General features: G+C 65.6%; 17 protein-coding genes. 3 read left to right on the top strand and 14 right to left on the bottom strand.

The window, feature by feature from the left end; genetic code table 11:
* Positions 1–17: 17 nt before the first annotated feature.
* The 3 genes from ACFZCE_RS11505 to ACFZCE_RS11495 all read right to left on the bottom strand — a co-directional run bounded on the left by ACFZCE_RS11505 (position 18) and on the right by ACFZCE_RS11495 (position 1,537).
* The gene (locus ACFZCE_RS11505) at positions 18–437 is read right to left on the bottom strand and encodes a PIN domain-containing protein (protein WP_390939003.1); all 420 of its coding nucleotides are present in this window, start codon (positions 435–437) and stop codon (positions 18–20) included.
* Positions 437–688 (bottom strand): type II toxin-antitoxin system prevent-host-death family antitoxin, encoded by a 252-nt coding sequence (locus ACFZCE_RS11500; RefSeq protein WP_390939001.1) that lies wholly within the window; start codon positions 686–688, stop codon positions 437–439. Before ACFZCE_RS11500 ends, ACFZCE_RS11505 begins: the two co-directional genes overlap by 1 nt.
* Before the next feature lie 99 nt (positions 689–787).
* Complete coding sequence (locus ACFZCE_RS11495) at positions 788–1,537, bottom strand: TSUP family transporter (protein WP_390938999.1); 750 nt, start codon at positions 1,535–1,537, stop codon at positions 788–790.
* Positions 1,538–1,736: 199 nt separating this feature from the next.
* Between ACFZCE_RS11495 and ACFZCE_RS11490 the strand changes: the two genes are divergently transcribed.
* Complete coding sequence (locus ACFZCE_RS11490; protein WP_390938997.1) at positions 1,737–2,354, top strand: cell wall hydrolase; 618 nt, start codon at positions 1,737–1,739, stop codon at positions 2,352–2,354.
* A gap of 1 nt (position 2,355) precedes the next feature.
* Here the strand turns inward: ACFZCE_RS11490 and ACFZCE_RS11485 are convergent, their stop codons facing one another.
* Positions 2,356–2,802: a GNAT family N-acetyltransferase gene (locus ACFZCE_RS11485; RefSeq protein WP_390938995.1), complete on the bottom strand. Its 447-nt coding sequence runs from the start codon at positions 2,800–2,802 to the stop codon at positions 2,356–2,358.
* 31 nt (positions 2,803–2,833) lie between these two features.
* Positions 2,834–4,201 carry an MFS transporter gene (locus ACFZCE_RS11480; RefSeq protein WP_390938993.1) on the bottom strand — a complete coding sequence of 456 codons (1,368 nt, stop codon included), beginning with the start codon at positions 4,199–4,201 and terminating at the stop codon, positions 2,834–2,836.
* A 348-nt stretch (positions 4,202–4,549) separates the two neighbouring features.
* Here ACFZCE_RS11480 and ACFZCE_RS11475 point away from each other — a divergent pair, with 348 nt between their 5' ends.
* On the top strand, positions 4,550–8,314 hold the full coding sequence (locus ACFZCE_RS11475) for a hypothetical protein (RefSeq protein ID WP_390938991.1): 3,765 nt from the start codon (positions 4,550–4,552) through the stop codon (positions 8,312–8,314).
* A 147-nt stretch (positions 8,315–8,461) separates the two neighbouring features.
* On the opposite strand, the gene yghX is transcribed toward ACFZCE_RS11475, so the two are convergent.
* From yghX to ACFZCE_RS11430, 9 genes are read right to left on the bottom strand one after another with little or no spacing between them, the layout of a single operon-like run.
* Positions 8,462–9,358 carry a YghX family hydrolase gene (gene yghX / locus ACFZCE_RS11470; RefSeq protein ID WP_390938989.1) on the bottom strand — a complete coding sequence of 299 codons (897 nt, stop codon included), beginning with the start codon at positions 9,356–9,358 and terminating at the stop codon, positions 8,462–8,464.
* Positions 9,359–9,391: 33 nt separating this feature from the next.
* Positions 9,392–9,868, bottom strand: a complete 477-nt coding sequence (locus ACFZCE_RS11465) for a DUF1348 family protein (RefSeq protein ID WP_390938987.1) — start codon at positions 9,866–9,868, stop codon at positions 9,392–9,394.
* Positions 9,869–9,928: 60 nt separating this feature from the next.
* Positions 9,929–11,227, bottom strand: a complete 1,299-nt coding sequence (locus tag ACFZCE_RS11460; RefSeq protein ID WP_390938985.1) for a chloride channel protein — start codon at positions 11,225–11,227, stop codon at positions 9,929–9,931.
* Positions 11,224–11,745, bottom strand: a complete 522-nt coding sequence (locus ACFZCE_RS11455) for a GNAT family N-acetyltransferase (protein ID WP_390938983.1) — start codon at positions 11,743–11,745, stop codon at positions 11,224–11,226. The genes ACFZCE_RS11460 and ACFZCE_RS11455 overlap by 4 nt, the downstream gene beginning before the upstream one ends.
* Positions 11,745–12,755: a ligase-associated DNA damage response exonuclease gene (locus tag ACFZCE_RS11450; RefSeq protein WP_390938981.1), complete on the bottom strand. Its 1,011-nt coding sequence runs from the start codon at positions 12,753–12,755 to the stop codon at positions 11,745–11,747. Before ACFZCE_RS11450 ends, ACFZCE_RS11455 begins: the two co-directional genes overlap by 1 nt.
* A 10-nt stretch (positions 12,756–12,765) precedes the next feature.
* Positions 12,766–14,607 carry an ATP-binding cassette domain-containing protein gene (locus ACFZCE_RS11445; RefSeq protein ID WP_390938979.1) on the bottom strand — a complete coding sequence of 614 codons (1,842 nt, stop codon included), beginning with the start codon at positions 14,605–14,607 and terminating at the stop codon, positions 12,766–12,768.
* 33 nt (positions 14,608–14,640) lie between these two features.
* Positions 14,641–15,201, bottom strand: coding sequence for a peptidylprolyl isomerase (locus tag ACFZCE_RS11440; RefSeq protein WP_390938977.1), 561 nt, complete (start codon positions 15,199–15,201; stop codon positions 14,641–14,643).
* A gap of 4 nt (positions 15,202–15,205) precedes the next feature.
* Positions 15,206–16,009, bottom strand: coding sequence for an alpha/beta fold hydrolase (locus tag ACFZCE_RS11435; RefSeq protein ID WP_390938975.1), 804 nt, complete (start codon positions 16,007–16,009; stop codon positions 15,206–15,208).
* 32 nt (positions 16,010–16,041) lie between these two features.
* A complete protein-coding gene (locus tag ACFZCE_RS11430) occupies positions 16,042–16,971 on the bottom strand; it encodes a LysR substrate-binding domain-containing protein (RefSeq protein WP_390938973.1) in 930 nt (309 codons plus the stop codon).
* Positions 16,972–17,128: 157 nt separating this feature from the next.
* On the opposite strand from ACFZCE_RS11430, the gene ACFZCE_RS11425 reads away from it, so the two are divergent.
* Positions 17,129–17,977 (top strand): carboxylate/amino acid/amine transporter, encoded by an 849-nt coding sequence (locus ACFZCE_RS11425; protein ID WP_390938971.1) that lies wholly within the window; start codon positions 17,129–17,131, stop codon positions 17,975–17,977.
* Positions 17,978–18,034 lie beyond the last annotated feature (57 nt).

Raw genomic sequence — 18,034 nt, 5'->3', positions numbered from 1 at the left:
GCTTAGAAGATATGACGCTAAACCCAAGGGTTCAGGATGTCGGCGCCGGTTTCGCAAAAATCTTTTTCGTTTCGGGTTACGACCGTCATGCCATTTGCCTGGGCAGTTGCTGCAATCAGCGCATCCCGGTCACACTTTCTATCAGGTACGTGATACCGCGCACAGAGCAATGCGACATGGGTATCGATAGGCAATACTCTTCCTCTGAAGCTTGGTAGGACGCCGTGTTCCAGCCACTGTGTCAGAAGCGCCGCCTGTTGAGTATCGCCCCGATGCTGAACTCGTAAAATACCCTCCTGAATTTCCATGAGCGTCAGTGCACTGATAAACATCAAGTGGTCGGGTGTCGCCTTCGCCCAATCGAATACGCCACTGTTAGCGCGTCCGTATTTAGCTTTGCGCAACTCAGATACTATGTTTGTGTCGAGTACAAACATCAGTCAAATTCCGCCGGTTTGCTTTTTACGTTCGATTTTGGTGGATCAAAATCGAAGTATTCATCGCCGGGCATGGCGAGCAAGTCGACGATGGACGGCCGTGAGCCACTCAAGCGTTCATAGTCATCAAAGCTGAGCAGAACATGTGCAGGCTTTCCGCGATCTGTGATGAACACAGGTCCCTGGGCTGCGGCTTTCTTGGCCCCACTGGTGTCTTGGTTAAATTCCCTGCTGGTCATGGAAGTGGGCATGTCGGTACTCCTACAAAAACATGTAGCAACGTTACTACATTTTTTGACAGTTGCCCATGTTCGCGAGGAACCGTTCATCAGCGTTGCCTACGTGGCCATTTACCAAAACGGCCGCACCACCAACTCCACCCCCAACCCCAACAAAAACAGCAAAAACCCACGCCTGAACCACACCGCGCTGATCCGCTGGCGGATCACCTGCCCCAGCCACATCCCCGCCAACGCCGGGAGGATCACCAGCACCGACAGCCCCAGTTGCCCCACGCTGAACGCCCCGTGCCCGCTCAGGCCCACGGCCAGTGCCACGGTTGAGACGGTGAAGCTCAAGCCCAGCGCCTGCACCAGGTCGTCCTTGCTCAGCCGCAGTGCCTGCAGGTAGGGCACCGCGGGCATCACGAACACCCCGGTGGCGCCGGTGATCAGCCCGGTGAGCACGCCCACCAGCGGCCCCAGCCAGGGCTCGGCGGCCTTTGGCACCGCCAACTGTGGCGCGCGCAGGGCGTAGGCGGCGTAGAGGATCAGCGCCAGGCCCAGGCCCACCCCAGACCAACGCGGGTCAACCCGCGCCAGGCCGGCGGCACCGCCGACGGTGCCGAGCACGATGCCGAGCATCATCGGCCACAGCCGCCGCAGCACGGCGCGGGTGCTGGGGCCGGCCAGCAGTTGCCAGAGGTTGGTGACGAACGATGGCACCACCAGCAGCGCCGCCGCGGCCAGCGGTGGCAGCGCCGTGGTGAGCAGGGCCATGGCCACGGTGGGCAGGCCCATGCCGGTCACGCCCTTGACCAGCCCGGCGGCGACAAAGGTAAAGACCAGCAGCGGGATGAGGTGCAGCGTGTCGGGGTTCATGGGGCTTTTATCGCAGGGCGATGCGCCCGCTGGCAAGGGGGCAGGGAATGATTACCTGGCGCCGCGGTCAATAGCGCACCGCACAGTCACCACGGTGGGTTGCCCGCAGGCTGCCCGCCCTGGCCAACGAGCCTCGGAGAAGGCTGGCCCGACACGGCGCGTACCCCAGGATCAGAAAAGCCCGACAGAAGGTTCGATCATGCGCCCTACCTACGTTCTCATCGCGTTACTGTGCACCTCCATGGGCCTGGCCCATGCCGCCCAAACCCCCGCCTCCAGCGCCACGCAAAAAGCCGAAGTGCTCGAGGAAAAAGCCGCCAGCGACCCGCTGGCCAAACCCGCGCCGCCCAGCCAGGCGATCACCCCCGCCGAGGCCCAGGCGGTAGACCCAGCCGGCCAGGCGCCGCTGGACGACGCGCTCACCTGCATGGCGCGCTCGATCTACTGGGAAGCCAAGGGCGGCAGCCGCCAGGACATGGAAGATGTGGCCAGCGTGGTGATGAACCGCCTCGGCCAGCCGGACTTCCCCGACACCGTGTGCGGGGTGGTCAAGCAGGGCTCGGAAAAAGCCGGCTGCCAGTTCTCCTGGTGGTGCGACGGCAAGCCGGACCAGGTGCAGGAGGATGACCGTTACACCCTGGCCAAGGACGTGGCGCGCAAGGCCCTGAATCGCCAACTGGCGGACCGCACCCATGGCGCGCAGTTCTTCCACGACCACAGCGTGGCGCCGGCGATTTTCAAGAACATGGTGCGCACCGAGCGTACGGCACGGTTCGTGTTCTACCGGCCGCGGGATGAACAGGCACAGGTGAAGTAGCCTACCCCCGGCGCATGTCCACGTGGGGGATGCCATCTTCCAGGTAGGCCTCCCCTTGGGCGACGAAGCCATAGCGCCCGTAATACCCGGTCAAGTGCGCCTGGGCCGCGAGAAACAACGGCCGCCCCGGCCAGCGCGCCGTGGCCTCGGCCAGGGCGTGCGCCATCAGTTGGTGCCCCAGCCCCTGGCCGCGCCCGGCGGCGGCGATGATCACCCGGCCGATCGCCACCTCGCCTTCGGCCGGCACCAGCAGCCGCGCGTAGGCCAGCAACTGCTCGCCCTGCCAGGCCATCAGGTGGTGGTTATCCGCGGCCAGGTCCTGGCCGTCTACGTCGAGGTAGGCGCACTGCTGTTCCACCACGAACACCTCGCAGCGCAGTTGCAGCAAGGCGTACAGCTCGTGGATGGTCAGTGTGCTGTGGTGTTTGCAGCGCCAGTTCAATGGCATGGTCAAGGCTCCCCGTGGTGCAAGGCGGGGATCATCGCACGCTGGCCGCCGCCTTGCAGCCCGCCAGCGGTTCGGCCGCGCCGGCGGCCTCGCCCCGGCCAGCGGCGGTGAGCGACAGCGCCTTGGTTTCCGGCACCCAGGCAATCGACACGATCGCCCCCAGCAGCAGGATGCCCGCCAGCATCGCCATGGTCGGCATCAGCCCCAGCCCGGCCACGCTCATCGGCAGCAAGAAGGTGCTCAAGCCCGAACTGAGCCGGCTGCAGGCGGTGGCCAGGCCAATGCCACTGGCGCGCAGCTCGGTGGGGAAGCTCTCGGCCGGGTACACCCCCACCAGGTTGCTCACCGCCGACAACACCAGGGTGAACACCCCGAACAGCGCCACCGTCGCCCAGGCCAGGCTGCCGGGCATGGCCGCCAGCAGGAACAGCGCCGCCGCCAGGATCAGGAACGAGTTGATCAAAAAGCCGCGGCGGCTGAATTTCACCGTGCACAGGATGCCGATCAACACCCCCAGCACCAGCAAGCCATTGAGCAGGATTTCCGTGCCCAACCCCTCGGCCAGGCCCATGGTGTTGAGGATCACCGGCAAAAAGGTATAGATGGCGAAATACGGCATCACGATGCACACAAAGAACAAACAGTTGAACAGCGTGCGGGTGAGGTACAGCCGGCTGAACAACTGGCCGAAGCCGGCGTGCTCGGGCTCGCCGATTTCGTCGTCCAGGCGCACGTTGGGCCCCAGGTGCTTGCGCACGATGGCCCGGGCTTCGTCGATGCGCCCATGGTGCACCAGCCAGCGTGGCGACTCGGGCGTGCCGATGCGCCCCACCAGCACCAGCGCCGCCGGCACCGCCGAAGAGGCGAGCATCCAGCGCCAGGCGTCGTCGCCCCAGCCGGTCATCCAACTGCCGACGAGGGTCGCGGCCACGTAGCCGAAGGTCCAGATCACGCTGAACGAGCCCAGCAGTACGCCGCGGTGGCGCTTGGGCGAGAACTCCGCGAGCATCGCATGGCCGACGCAAAAGTCCCCACCCAGGGCGATGCCCAGCAACAACCGGCACACGAACAGTTGGGTGGGCGTGTCGGCGAAAAACTGCGCCACGCTGGCCAGGGTGATCAGGCCGAAGCTGAGCAGGAAAATCTTCTGCCGGCCCAGGCGGTCGGACAACCAGCCAAAGAACAAACTGCCGATGAACAAGCCGAACAGCGCCGAGGCCGCCACCAGCCCCTGCCAGAAGGGCGAGAGGTCCATGTGCGGGGTGATCAGCGTCAGCGCGATGCCCACCAGCCCAAGGATGTAGCCGTCGGTGAAGTGCGCGCCGAAGGTCAGCGCGGCGATCTTGATATGAAACCGGCCGATGGGCAGTTCGTCGAGGGTGAGGGGCGTACCCGGCATACAAGGCTCCTGATTATCGTTATAGGCCTTCAACCTGGGGGCACCCCGTGCGGGCATACCCACAAGGCGGTCGTGCTTATGCCGTGATGATCCGCGCCTGGGGCAGGGGGGTTGTGTCCGGTAGCGACGGGCAGGTGTACCGCAGCGCCGCGGCGCCGTTCACGAAAAGCCACAACGTTTCACAACCATGACAAGCCCATGAACAACAGAATTTACCCGCCACCTCCGGCCCTTGGTGTGCACGCCCGCGCAAGACGGCGGCATGGCCGCGCAGGGGGCTAGCCTGCCCGCCCTTTTCGTTCGCGCGCATCGCTGGGTGCCGCGCCCCTATCGCTCCGCGAGGCCACGATGCAAATTCAGCCCAAGACTGAAACCCCTGATAACAAAAGCAAGCCCACCTTCGACGCGTTGATCAAGCGCGTGGTCCTGGCCACCCAGGGCAAGAACGAGAAAAAGCCCGACCGCACCGCCACCGACAACGAAGTGTGGCCGCCCATCGACGGCACCACCGTCGAGGCGCCGAGCAACGGGCAGATCCGCTACGAACGCGATGGGCAAGGGGTGGTGGTCGAGGCTGCGGTAAACCCGCAGTTGTTCAAGTTCCTGACCCAGCTCAACGAGCTGAACCAGGCGCCCGGGCAGAAGGCCCAGGTCGAAAAGGCGATCGAAGACGGCAATGTGGTGGCCGACCGTAATAGCCAGGCGCCGGCCTGGGGTGATGTGAAGCAGTTTGAGTGGCAAGGCAACCTGGAAGACGCCGAAGTGGTGACCTACACCACCCAGGAGGGCGACAAGGTCAGCGTCAGCAAGGCGCTCACCCCCGAGCTGTTCGAAACGGTCAAGGCCATGGGCCTGTCGCGCTTTACCCTCGAAAGCCGCGCCAAGGACTCTGGCCGCGAGGTGGCTGGCGCCGATACCTACGTCGCCGACCACGACATTTCCACCTTCGGCTGGCCGGACGAGTTCGGCAACGGCGTGATCCAGTTCGACACCAAGGATGGCAAGCACTACGTGGTGTCGCAGTTCGACAACAAAGAGCTGTACGACCGCGTGGCCGACAAGCGCAGCGACTACGACAAGGGCGACATCCAGGACCTGCGCGACAAGCACAACCTGGGCGACCTCGACGCGCTCGACATCCTCAGCAAGCCCACCGGCGAGAAAACCGACGACGGTGAAGACCTCAGCGTGGTGGAGCTGGCCACCAAGAACCTGATGGACAAGTACAAGAAGCTGGTCGATGACGGCAAGGTCGGCAAGGACAGCGACATCTACAAGCTGGTCAAGGCCATCGAGGCCAAGGCCACCCTGGAAAGCGGCCACACCATCACCCCGTACATCGAAGACCCGCGCGGCGCCGAATCCTGGCGGATGTTCGACGACGAAGGCGAAGACCTGACCAACTCCGACATGCAGGACATCCTCGACGGCGACGCCATCGATAAAACCCTGACCGAGCTGTTCACCAACGGCGACGGCGAGAACGCCAAGATCGGCAAGGAGTACCAGGACGCCCTCGACGACGCCATCGGCAAGGTCAGCGGTGGCGACAAAGACGCCCTCGCCCAGGACCTGCACGACAAGCTGGTCAGCCGCGACTTCACCGACTACCTCAACGACCTCGAAGCCAACGGCATGCAGGCCGAGGGCCAGACCGAAGTGGCGCGGCTGCTCTCCAGCCTGGAGATGCTCAACCCGGACCTGGCCAAAGACGCCCAGAACGAGTTGAAGAAGAACAGCATCCAGGCCGAAGTCGACCAACTGATGGCCGACCCCAGCGCGATCCCCGAGGAATACAAAGAGCTGGCCCTCAAGGACATCTTCCAGGCGATCAAGTCCGGGGTGAAAGGCATCGCCGACCTGCCGCGGCGCACCCAGGACACCCTGGAGAAGTTCATCAACGAATTGATGAACGACAAAGAAAAGATGGGCGACTTCTCCAACCAGCTCGACCGGCTGAACCGCGGTGAAATCACCCAGGAGCAGTTCGAAGAAAGCATGGCCAACAAGTACGTGGGCATGGAGGACAAAGACGGCTTCAAGAAAGCCCTCGGCACCCTCAACAAGTACGGCGTGCTCGGCTCGATTTCAGGCTTTGCCTCGCTGGGCGGGGCCATCTACATGCTCTCGGCGAAGAACGGCCAGCTCAGCGACGACCCGCTCGAGCGCCTGGCGATCGCCAAGGACTTCATCACCTTCCTCGGCACCGGCGCGCAGTTCGAAAAAACCAAGGTGTTCGACCTCTTCACCAAGACCAACACCGCCGACCTGCTCGGGCTGTCGAAGTCGTTGCCGGAGATCTGGGGCAAAGAGGGCCTGTGGGGCAAGAAGATCGAAGACGGCCAGGCCAGCAACCATGTGCCCGACATGGACGAAGGCTTCCAGGACCGCCTCAACAGCGCCTACGAGCTGAGCGAGATCACCGCCGGCAATGGCAGCGGCAGCGTGGTCGACCAGCTCAACCTGATCAACGAAGTGAACGACGGCGGCACCTGGAGCAACGATCAGACCCGCGCCCTGCTCGATGACATCATCACCCGCAGCGGCGGCCAGCCGCCGGCCAACTACGATGATTTCCGCGGCCTGAACCAACTGGCCGACGAGCAAGGCATCACCATCAACGAGCAGACCGTGACCGACGCGATCAACGCCCAGCGCGCGCAGAACGGCCTGCCGGCGCTGGATGCCGAGGTGGTCGAAGACGTTGCCCAGGATGTGTCCAACGCCGCTAGCCGCGCGCCGTCGGTGGCCAGTTCAGGGGCCACCACCTACTACGACGCGGTCAGCAGCCTGTATGAAAGCGCGGTGGAGTACTTCACCGCCCGCGACATCCCGCCGCCCACCCGCGAAGCCTTCAACGCCGGCATCGAAGACCGCCTGAGCCGCGACGGCCAGGCGATTCCCGACGACGACGCGCGCTATAGCGGCATCGCCGAGCTGTTCGACGACGGCGGCCTGGACCGCGATTCGATCAACGTGATGTTCGAGAAGGACGGCCGCACGCCGCCGGCCAGCGAGGTGATCGACGGCCTGGCCGGCAACCTCGACGAGGCGATCAATACACCGCTGCCCGGCCGCGACGGTTCCAGCCTGTTCGACGCTTCGAGCATCGCCAGCGACGTGGAAAGCGCCGCCAGCGGTGCCGGGGTGCCGAAGCCGGGGATTGGCGCCAAGGTCGCCGGCTCGGTGGTCAAGGTGCTGGGGGTGGCGCCGGACGTGATGAGCATCGCCGACATCGTGATGGGCGGCATCGCCATCAAGGACGGCATGAAGTCCGGCAGCGGCCTGGCGATCGCCAACGGCAGCCTGCAGATCGTGTCCGGGGTGGCCGGCACAGTGGCCGGCGGCATCGGCATCGCCGGCCTGATGGGCAGCATCGGCGCCCTGGCCGGGGCCACCGCGCCGCTGTTTTTCGTCACCGCGGCGTTGGGCTTCATCACCGGCATCATCGGTGTGTTCGTGGACCACCAGAAAAAACAGAAAGCCACCGACAAGGAAGGCCAGTGGTTCAAGGACCTCGCCGACCTCGGCCTGGCCCAGGACGACTGGGGCGACAAGCTTGAATACGCGCGCTACAGCTTCTACCAGTACGAAGGCCGCGACGGCCCGACCGACCAGAGCATTTTCGACTACCAGGACCAGGAGTGGGAGCACTTCCAGCAAACCCCGCAAGACCAAGGCAGCTCGGTCAACCGCCTGGATGAAGGCCTGCACAAGGACGACAACGGCATCCAGGGCTACAACACCAACGGCCTGGCGATGGACCAGTACGGCAAGCCGTTCTACGAAGCGCACAAGGAGGTGATCGACTATATCCACGAGCGCTGGGACGACTGGAACGGCAAGGACAAGATCGTCAGCGACAAAGACCTGCGCAAGATCGCCAGCGGCGATGGCAGCCAGCAGGAGAAGGACGCCGCGCAGTTCCTGCTCGACAACAAGGGCTTCTTCGACATGCTCGACGTGTTCTGGAAACGTGACGGCGCTGACGGCAAGCTCAGCACCGACGACCTGGAGGCCTACCTCAAACTGGTGGGGGCGATGGAGATAGGCAAGGACGACCCGGTGTTCTACGAGCCCGAGAAGAACCAGGGGCCGCGGTTTGTGAAGTAAGTTTCAAGGGCCCTTCGCCCGGCACAGCCGGAGTGCCGGACCACGGCCTCCCACGGTTTTGTGTAAGTACTTGATTTACGAGGCAACACAGAATCCGTGGGAGGCCGTGGTCCGGCACTCCGGCTGTGCCGGGCGAAGGGCCACCCGCTACACCAGGTATTGCTTGAACCACGCCAGCGTCCGCTGCCACGACAGCTCCGCCGCCGCCTTGTCATAGCGCGGGGTGGAGTCGTTGTGGAAGCCGTGGTTCACCCCTGGGTACACATACCCCTGGTACACCTTGCCATCGGCCTTCAGCGCCTGCTCATAGGCTGGCCAGCCGTCGGTGATGGGTTTGTCCAGCTCGGCGTAGTGCAGCAGCAGCGGCGCCTTGATCCGCGCCACCTCTTCGGCCTTGGGCTGGCGGCCGTAGTAGGGCACCGCGCAGGCCAGCTCCGGGTAGGCCACCGCTGCCGCGTTGGCCACGCCGCCGCCATAGCAGAACCCGGTGATGCCCACCTTGCCGGTGGCGCCTTCGTGCTTGGCCATCCACTCGATCGCGGCAAAGAAATCGTTCATCAGCTTGGCCGGGTCGACTTTGGCCTGCAGTTCACGGCCCTTGTCGTCATTACCGGGGTAGCCGCCCACTGAGCTCAAGCCATCCGGCGCCAAGGCGATGTACCCGGCCTTGGCCACGCGCCGGGCGACATCTTCAATGTAGGGGTTCAGCCCGCGGTTCTCATGCACCACCACCACCGCCGGCACCTTGCCGGCGGCTTTCGCTGGGCGTACCAGGTAGCCGCGCACGTTGCCGTGGCCCTTGGGTGAGGGGTAGTGCACGTAGTCGGCGACGATCTCCGGGTCAGTGAAGGGTACCTGCTCGGCCAGCGCGTAGTTCGGCGCCAGCGCCGCCACCAGCGCCGGGCCGGTCATGCCGAGCACGGTGAAGGCCGCGGCGCGGTCGAGAAACTCCCGGCGGTTGATCTTGCCGTGTACGTAGCCGTCGTAGATTTCCAGCAGCTCGGGCGAGAAATCCTTGGCGGTCAGGCGCTGTTGCGGTGGCATGGGCATCTCCTTGTGCGTGGCATTCAAATGGCGTTAAAGGCCCAGGTCGCTCAGCCCGGGGTGGTCGTCCGGGCGGCGCCCCTGGGGCCAGTGGAACAGCCGCTCGCTGGCGCTGCTCAGGGCCAGGTCGTTGATGCTGGCGTGGCGGTAGCGCATCAGGCCATGCTCGTCGAACTCCCAGTTTTCGTTGCCGTAGCTGCGCCACCAGCGGCCGAGGTTGTCGTGCCACTCGTAGGCGAAGCGCACGGCGATGCGCTCGGCGGTGTAGGCCCAGACTTCTTTGATCAACCGGTACTCGCGCTCGCGCGCCCATTTTTGCTTGAGGAAGGCCTCGATCTGTGCGCGGCCGCTGATGAATTTGTCACGGTTACGCCAGCGGCTGTCTTCGGTATAAGCCAATGCGACCCGGGCGGGGTCGCGGCTGTTCCAGGCGTCTTCGGCCAGGCGGGCTTTTTGCGCGGCCTGCTCGAAGCTTTCGAACGGCGGCAGCGGGGGGCGGGGTTCGGTCATGGTGGGGCCCGTTCAATGTGCGGTGCTGCCAGCTTAGCCGCGATGGCCGGGCCCGTACACCTAAGGCGGCGGCGCCTTGATAAAACCGTGGGCCAGTTGCTGGTACAGCTCTGGGCCCAGCCGCGAGCTGACCGCGCGGGCGATCAACGCTGCGGCCAGCAGGCTGATGACCATGCCGTGGCTGTCGATCATTTCCATCACGATGATCGCCGAGGTGATCGGCGACTGGGTCACGGCGGCGAGAAACCCCACCATGCACAGCGCCACCACCGGCAGCGCCTGGCTGCCCAGGCCCGCCCAGTGGGCAACGTTGGCCCCCACCGCGGCGCCCACCGCCAGCGACGGCGCGAAAATCCCTCCGGGGATGCCGGAGAAATACGTGACCGCCGTGGCCAGGAAGCGCGCGAGCGCCGCGTGCCAGGGCAGGTCGGCGCCGCTGTTGACCATCTGCGCGGTAATGCCATAGCCGCTGCCGAACGACATCCCGCCGCTGAGCCAACCCAACAGCGCCACCAGCAGGCCGCAGGCGCCGGCGAACCACACCGGCCTGGCCCGCCGCCAGCGCCACAGCGCCAGCTCCGGGCGGCGTTGCGGCCACAGCAGCAGGCGGCTGAACAGCCCACCCAGCAGGCCACAGCCAACGCCCGCGCCCAGCACCAGCCAAACCACCTGCCAGTGACCATCCTGGGCGTTGAGCTGGCCAAAATAGTTGTAATTGCCCTGCAGCCCGATGGCGACCATCCCGGAGAGGATGATGGTGCTGAGCAGTACGCCGCTGGTGCGGGTTTCAAGCTTGCGCCCCAGTTCTTCGACGGCGAAGGCGATGCCTGCCAGCGGCGTATTGAAGGCCGCGGCAATGCCCGCGGCGCCGCCGGCGAGGATCAGGTCTGGCGCGCGGATGATCCGCGCATGGGGCAGCCACCGGTGAAAGTAATGCATGACCGACGCCGCGACCTGCACCGACGGCCCCTCGCGGCCGGCGGAAAACCCGCCGAGCAAGGCCATGCAGCCCAGCCCGATCTTGCCCGCGGCAATACGCAGTGACACCAGGTGGCCGATCGGCTTGTGCTGCTGCGCCAGGCGCGTGGCGGCGATCACCTGGGGGATGCCGCTGCCCTGGCTGCCGGCAAAATAACGGGTGGTCAGCCACACCACCAGCATGCCCAACGCGGGCGTGAGCACAAACGGCAACCATGGCCGGCCGGCGCTGATACCGGCGAAGGTGGCCAGCGCGAGGTCGGCCAGGCGCGCGAACATCACCACCAGCAGGCCGGCGAGGGTGGCCGCGGCCCACAGGGTGATGCGGGTACGCCAGCGTACCGAAGACAAGCGCCGGCGCAGTACGCCGAGTGGCGTCATGGCAAGCTACCCTGGCCTTCGCCGAGGGCGCGTTGCATCAGCACGGTGTCGAGCCAGCGGCCGAACTTGAAGCCCACCGCCTCGAACACCCCGACCTGGCGAAAGCCCAGGCGCTGGTGCAGGCCGATCGAGGCGTGGTTCTGGCTGTCGCCGATCACTGCGATCATCTGCCGGTAGCCCTGGGCCTGGCAGCGGGCGATCACCTGTTCCATCAACGCCCGGCCCAGGCCTCGGCCGGCTTGGTCATGGCGCATGTACACGGAGGTTTCCACGGTAAAGCGGTAGGCCGGGCGTGGCCGGTAGGGCGTGGCGTAGGCATAGCCGATGACCTCGCCGGCGGCCTCGGCAACCAGGTACGGCAGTTGTTTTTCCTGCACCCCGGCACTGCGCGCGTGCATCTCGGCTTCGGTGGGCGCGGCCAGTTCGAAGCTGGCGGTGCCGTTGAGCACGTGGTGGGCGTAGATGGCGGTGATCGCCGGAATGTCCGCCGCCACGGCGGGGCGCAGGGTGGGGGTCATCAGTCATCCTCGTTGGCTTCGAAACCCTCCAAGCCTGCCTTGCTGAAGCCCCGGGCGTCTAGCCCCCGGGCCTCGCGCAGGTAGCGCGAGAGTTCCTCCACCGAGCCGTGGGTGACCATCACCCGTTCGGCGCCGGTCTGCTCGATGGCCCACAGCAGCCCCGGCCAGTCGGCGTGGTCCGAGAGCACGAAGCCGCGGTCGACCCCACGCCGCCGGCGGGTGCCGCGCAGGCGCATCCAGCCGCTGGCGAAGCCGTCGCTGTAGTGGCCGAAGCGGCGCATCCAGGTGCTGCCGGCGGCCGACGGCGGGGCGATGATCAGCGCCTCGCGCAGGGCCGGGTCGGTTTTTTTGAAGTCGGTGGCGTACAGCGTGGGCGGAATGTCCACGCCGGCCTCGCGGTACACCCGGTTCAGCGGCTCGACCGCGCCATGGGCGAGGATCGGGCCGATGCCGCGGTCGATGCCATGGAGGATGCGTTGCGCCTTGCCGAAGGCGTAGGCGAACAGCACGCTGGGGCGGCCGGCGGCGGCGTTGGCGCGCCACCATTGGTTGATCTCTTCGAAGATCTCCCGTTGCGCCTGCCAGCGGTAGATCGGCAGGCCGAAGGTCGATTCGCTGATGAACGTGTGGCAGCGCACCGGCTCGAACGGCGCGCAGGTTCCGTCGGCCTCGACCTTGTAGTCGCCCGAGGCGACCCACACCTGGCCCTGATATTCCAGGCGCACTTGCGCCGAGCCCAGCACATGGCCGGCCGGGTGCAGGCTCACGGTCACGCCGTGGTGCAACAGGCGCTCGCCATAGTCCAAGGTTTGCAGGTTGATGCCGGCGCCCAGGCGGGTGCGCAAAATGCCTTCGCCGGGCTCGGCGGCCAGGTAATGCTCGCTGCCGGTGCGGGCGTGGTCGCCGTGGCCGTGGGTGATCACCGCCCGCGCCACGGGCTTCCAGGGGTCGATGTAGAAGTCGCCCGGCGGGCAGTACAGGCCCTCCGGGCGGGCGATGACCAGGTCCATCGCCATGGCCTTAATGCAGCCCGACGAAGCCGCCGGTCTGGTGCTTCCACAGCCGCGCGTAGAGGCCGTTGTGGGCCAGCAGCTCTTCGTGGTTGCCCAGCTCGACGATGCGGCCTTTTTCCATCACCACCAGGCGGTCCATCTGGGCGATGGTCGACAGGCGGTGGGCGATGGCGATCACGGTTTTGCCTTCCATCAGGCTTTCGAGGCTTTCCTGGATCGCCGCTTCGACCTCGGAGTCGAGCGCCGAGGTGGCTTCGTCCATCACCAGGATCGGGGCGTTCTTCAGCAACACGCGGGCAATGGCGATGCGCTGGCGCTGGCCACCCGACAACTTCACCCCGCGCTCGCCCACGTGCGAATCCAGCCCCACCCGGCCCTGGGCGTCGGAGAGCAGCGGGATGAATTCGTCGGCCTTGGCCTTCTGGATCGCCTCGAGCAGCTCGTCTTCGCTGGCGTAGGGCCGGCCGTACATGAGGTTCTCGCGGATCGAGCGGTGCAGCAGCGAGGTGTCCTGGGTGATCAGGCCGATCTGCGAGCGCAGGCTTTCCTGCTGTACGCTGGCGATGTCTTGGCCGTCGATCAGGATGCGCCCGCCGTCGAGGTCATACAGGCGCAGCAGCAGGTTGACCAAGGTCGACTTGCCGGCGCCGGAGGGGCCCAGTAGGCCGATTTTCTCGCCCGGGCGGATGGTCAGGTCCATGCCGGTGATGATCGGCCGCGCCTTGCCGTAGTGGAAGTCCACATGCTCGAACTGGATGCCGCCGCGTTCGATATTCAGTGGCGGGGCGCTGGGCTTGTCGGCCACCGCCACCGGCTGGCTGATGGTCTGCAGGCCGTCCTGGACCATGCCGATGTTCTCGAAAATGCCGTTGACCACCCACATGATCCAGCCCGACATGTTGACGATCCGGATCACCAGGCCGGTGGCCAGGGCGATCACCCCGACGCTCAGCAGCGATTGCGTCCACAGCCACAGCGCCAGGCCGGTGGTGAACACGATCAGCAAGCCGTTGAGGGTGGTGATGACCACGTCCATCTCGGTGATGGTGCGGTTGGCCACCTGGGTTTTTTCGGTTTGCTCGGCAATCGCCTCGCGGGCGTACTGCTGCTCGAGGTTGGTGTGGGCGAACAGCTTCAAGGTGGTGATGTTGCTGTAGCCGTCAACGATGCGGCCCATCAGCTTGGAGCGGGCATCGGACGACACCACCGAGCGCGCCTGCACCCGCGGTACAAAGTACATCAGCGCCGCGGCGAAGCCGAAAATCCACACGATCAGCGGGATCATCAGCCGCCAGTCGGCCTCGGCGAACAGCACCAGCGAGCTGGCCGCGTAGATGGTCACGTGCCAGAGGGCGTCCATGGCCTGCACCGCGGAGTCGCGCAGCGAGTTGCCGGTTTGCATGATGCGTTGGGCGATGCGCCCGGCGAAGTCGTTCTGGAAGAACGTCATGCTCTGGCGCAGCACGTAATTATGGTTTTGCCAGCGGATCAGGCTGGTCATCCCGGGGGTGATGGTCTGGTGCACGATCAGGTCGTGCAGGCCGACGAAAATCGGCCGCAATACCAGCGCCACCACGACCATCCACACCAGCGCGCCCCAGTGTTCGCGGAAGAAATCCTTCGGCCCGGTGGCGTTGGCCATGTCGATGATCTGCGAGAGGTAGCTGAACAGCGCCACCTCGATCAGCGCCGCGACCAGGCCCACCACCATCAGGGTGAGGAACACTGGCCACACCTGGCGGATGTAGTACACGTAGAAAGCCCACACCGTGCCAGGCGGCGCGTCGCTCGGGGCGTCGCGGAACACGTCGATCCAGTGTTCGAAGCGGCGGTGGATTTCCGACAGCATGGGCAGGCTCTCCTGTAGGCGGTTGGCAGCCGATCAGTCGAGGCGCTTGGCACTCTTGATCATGATCGGGTCAGACGGCACGTTGCTCATGCCGCGGCGAGTGGTGGTGGGCGCGTTGACGATCTGGTCGACCACATCCATGCCCTCGGTGACCTTGCCGAACACGGCGTAGCCGAAATCGCGGCCGCCGTGGTCGAGAAAGTCGTTGTCCTTGACGTTGATGAAAAACTGCGCGGTGGCCGAGTCGACCACTTGGGTACGGGCCATGGCCAGGGTGCCACGCACGTTGTGCAGGCCGTTGTCGGCTTCGTTCTTGATCGGCGCCTGGGCGGGTTTTTCGTTCATGTCGCGGGTGAAGCCGCCGCCCTGGGCCATGAAGCCGGGGATCACGCGGTGGAAGATCGTGTTGTTGTAGAAGCCTGAGTCAACGTACTTGAGGAAGTTGGCGGTACTGATCGGGGCCTTTTGCGCATCGAGCTCAAGGGTGATCTGGCCAAAATCGGTGACCAATTGTACATGCGGGTGCTGGGCGTCGGCCAGCGCGGCGGTGGAGGCTACCAGGGTGCAGGCAGCGAAAAACAGGTTCTTCAGCATGGATTCACGGATCCTTGAAAGTGGAATCGACCGCGGCAATGAACTGCAGCAGCACGTGGTTGAACCGCTCGGGCTGGTCCAGGGGCGTAGCGTGCCGGGAATCGGCGATCACTTCCAGCCGTGCGTGGGCCATCATTGCCGTGTAGCGGGCTTTCAAGGCGACCGGGGTGTAATCCCGGTCGCCGCTGACGATAAGGGTGGGACAGCCTATTTCGCCAATGCGTTCCTGAATACTCCAGCCCACCAGCGCATTGAAGCTGGCCACGTAGGCGCGCTTGTCGTTGCCCGCCCAGCGCTCGGCGACCCGCTGGCGCAGGCTGGCCTGGGCCGGCAGCGGGAACATCCGCGCGCCGAGCACCTCGCCGATGCGGCGCATGCTTACCAGGTGCAGCAGGCTCCAGCGCTTGAACCACTGCCAGTAATCACCCGGGCCGCGCAGCACCAGCTGCGGCCCGCTGTTGACGATGCACAGGCTGCGCAGTAGGGCTGGGTGGTCCACCGCCAGTTGGAAGCCGATCATGCCGCCCATCGACAGCCCCACGTAATGCACCGGGCCGCAACCCAGGTGGCGCAGCAGCGCGGCGGTGTCGGCGGCGAATTTGGCCACGCTGTAGCGCTCGCGCGGCTTGGCCGAGCGGCCGTGGCCGCGCACGTCGACGCAGATGACCCGGTGCTCGGCCAGCAGCGCCGGGGTTTGGTATTCCCAGTCATCGAGTGACGAACCCAGCCCATGCACCAGCAGCACCGGGGTGCCCTGGCCGTGGTCGGTGTAGTGCAGGCTGCAGCCGTGGTGGTCGAAGTGCGGCATGGTCGGGGGCCTTCTGCGGGGACCCCTTCACCCTAGACCAGCGCCGGGCCCGCCGCTGCCGCGTTGGCCGCTTCCCGCGGCGGGCCATCGAACTGGCGCAGCAGGTCGACGAGAATCTGCGTGGCCGGGCCCAGCGGTTTGTCTTTGTTGGCGTAGAGGTAGAACGCCGGGTGGCGGCTGCCGCCTTGCTCCAGCGGCAGCGGCTTGAGAATGCCCTCGGCCAATTGGCGCTCGATGATGTGCCGCGGCAGCCAGGCAAAGCCCAGGCCGCTGCCGACGAAGGTGGCGGCGGTGGCCAGGCTGCCGACCGTCCAGCGCTGTTCGGCGCCGAGCCAGCCGACATCCCGGGGTTGTTCGCGGCCTGAATCACGGATCACCACTTGCAGGTGGCTTTCGAGGTCCTGGAAGGTCAGTTGGCGGCCCAACTGGTGCAGCGGGTGGCTGGGGTGGGCGACGGCGACGAACTCGACCACGTTGAGCTCGGTGCCCAGGTAGCCGGGGATGCTGTAGCCGCAGATGGCCAGGTCGGTGCCTTCCTTGAGCACTTCTTCAACCCCGGACAACACCTCCTCGCGCAGCCGCACCCGGCAACCGCGGCTTTGCGGCATGAACGCGGTCAGCGCCTGCACCAACTGCGCGCTGGGGTAGGCGGCGTCGACCACCAGGCGCACTTCGGCCTCCCAGCCTTGTTCCATGTGCTGGGCGAGGTCTTCGAGCTGGCTGGCCTGCTTGACCAGCTGCCGCGAGCGGCGCAGCAGCACCTCGCCGGCCTCGGTCAGCACCGCGCGGCGGCCGTCGATGCGCAGCAGCGGCACCCCCAATTGCTCCTGCATGCGGCCCACGGTGTAGCTCACCGAGCTTTGCGAGCGGTGCATGGCCTCAGCGGCCTGGGCAAAGCCGCCGTGGTCTACCACCGCTTGCAGGGTGCGCCATTGGTCGAGGGTCACGCGCGGGGCTTTCATCGGGGGCTCCTACTGGCTAGTGGCCCCAATAAAACAAAATTTTCGATGGTTTGCATCTGGTTTTTCTGTCTGTTCTATCGAGGCCCGCCTAGGGCGCCGCTTGGCAAAGCCCGGCGCAGGCGCTATGGTCTGCCGCCCTGCCACCCGAGGCCCTGCCATGCCCTTTTTGCTGCTCGTGACGCTGATCCAAGCGTTTTCCTTCAACCTGATCGGCGTGTACCTGGCGGGCCAGGTAGACAGCTACTTTGCCGTACTGGCGCGGGTGCTGCTGGCGGGGCTGATTTTCCTGCCGCTGACCCAATGGCGGCGGCTCAAGCCTGAGTTGCTGCGCGGCATGCTGCTGATTGGTGCGCTGCAGTTCGGCGTGACCTACGTGTGTCTGTATTTGAGCTTCCGGGTGCTCACGGTGCCGGAGGTGCTGTTGTTCACCATTCTCACCCCGTTGCACGTGACCTTGATCGAAGACGCTCTCAACCGCCGCTTCAATGGCTGGGCCTTGCTCGCGGCGCTGGTGGCGGTCGCCGGGGCGGCGGTAATCCGCTTCGACCGGGTCAGCGCCGGGTTCTTCGGCGGCTTCCTGCTGCTGCAGTTGGCCAACTTCACCTACGCCGCCGGGCAGGTGCTGTACAAGCACCTGATGGCCCGCCATGGCGACGGCACCCCGCAGTACCGGCATTTTGGTTACTTCTTCGTCGGCGCCTTGCTGGTGGCGTTGCCGGCCTGGCTGGCCTTCGGCAACTACAGCCACCTGCCGAGCACGCCGCTGCAATGGGGTGTGCTGGTGTTCCTCGGCTGGGTCGCCACCGCGCTGGGCATGTACGCCTGGAACCGCGGCGCCTGCCAGGTCAACGGCGGCACCCTGGCGGTGATGAACAACCTCCACGTGCCGGTGGGGCTGTTGCTCAACCTGCTGCTGTGGAACCACGCCGAGCCGCTGGGCCGGTTGGCGCTGGGGGGCGGGGTGATCGTGTTGTCGGTGTGGATCAGCCGGCGGGGGCGGCGCTAGCGCTTAGGGCCTGCCGCCCGGCAATTGCTGACTTCCCACAAGAGGGGGCACTTCACC

The organism is Pseudomonas sp. NPDC007930 (assembly GCF_042958985.1).
Taxonomy (GTDB): Bacteria; Pseudomonadota; Gammaproteobacteria; order Pseudomonadales; family Pseudomonadaceae; genus Aquipseudomonas.
The sequence above is the reverse complement of the archived record's forward strand: the minus strand, read 5'-3'. Positions and strand labels throughout refer to the sequence as shown.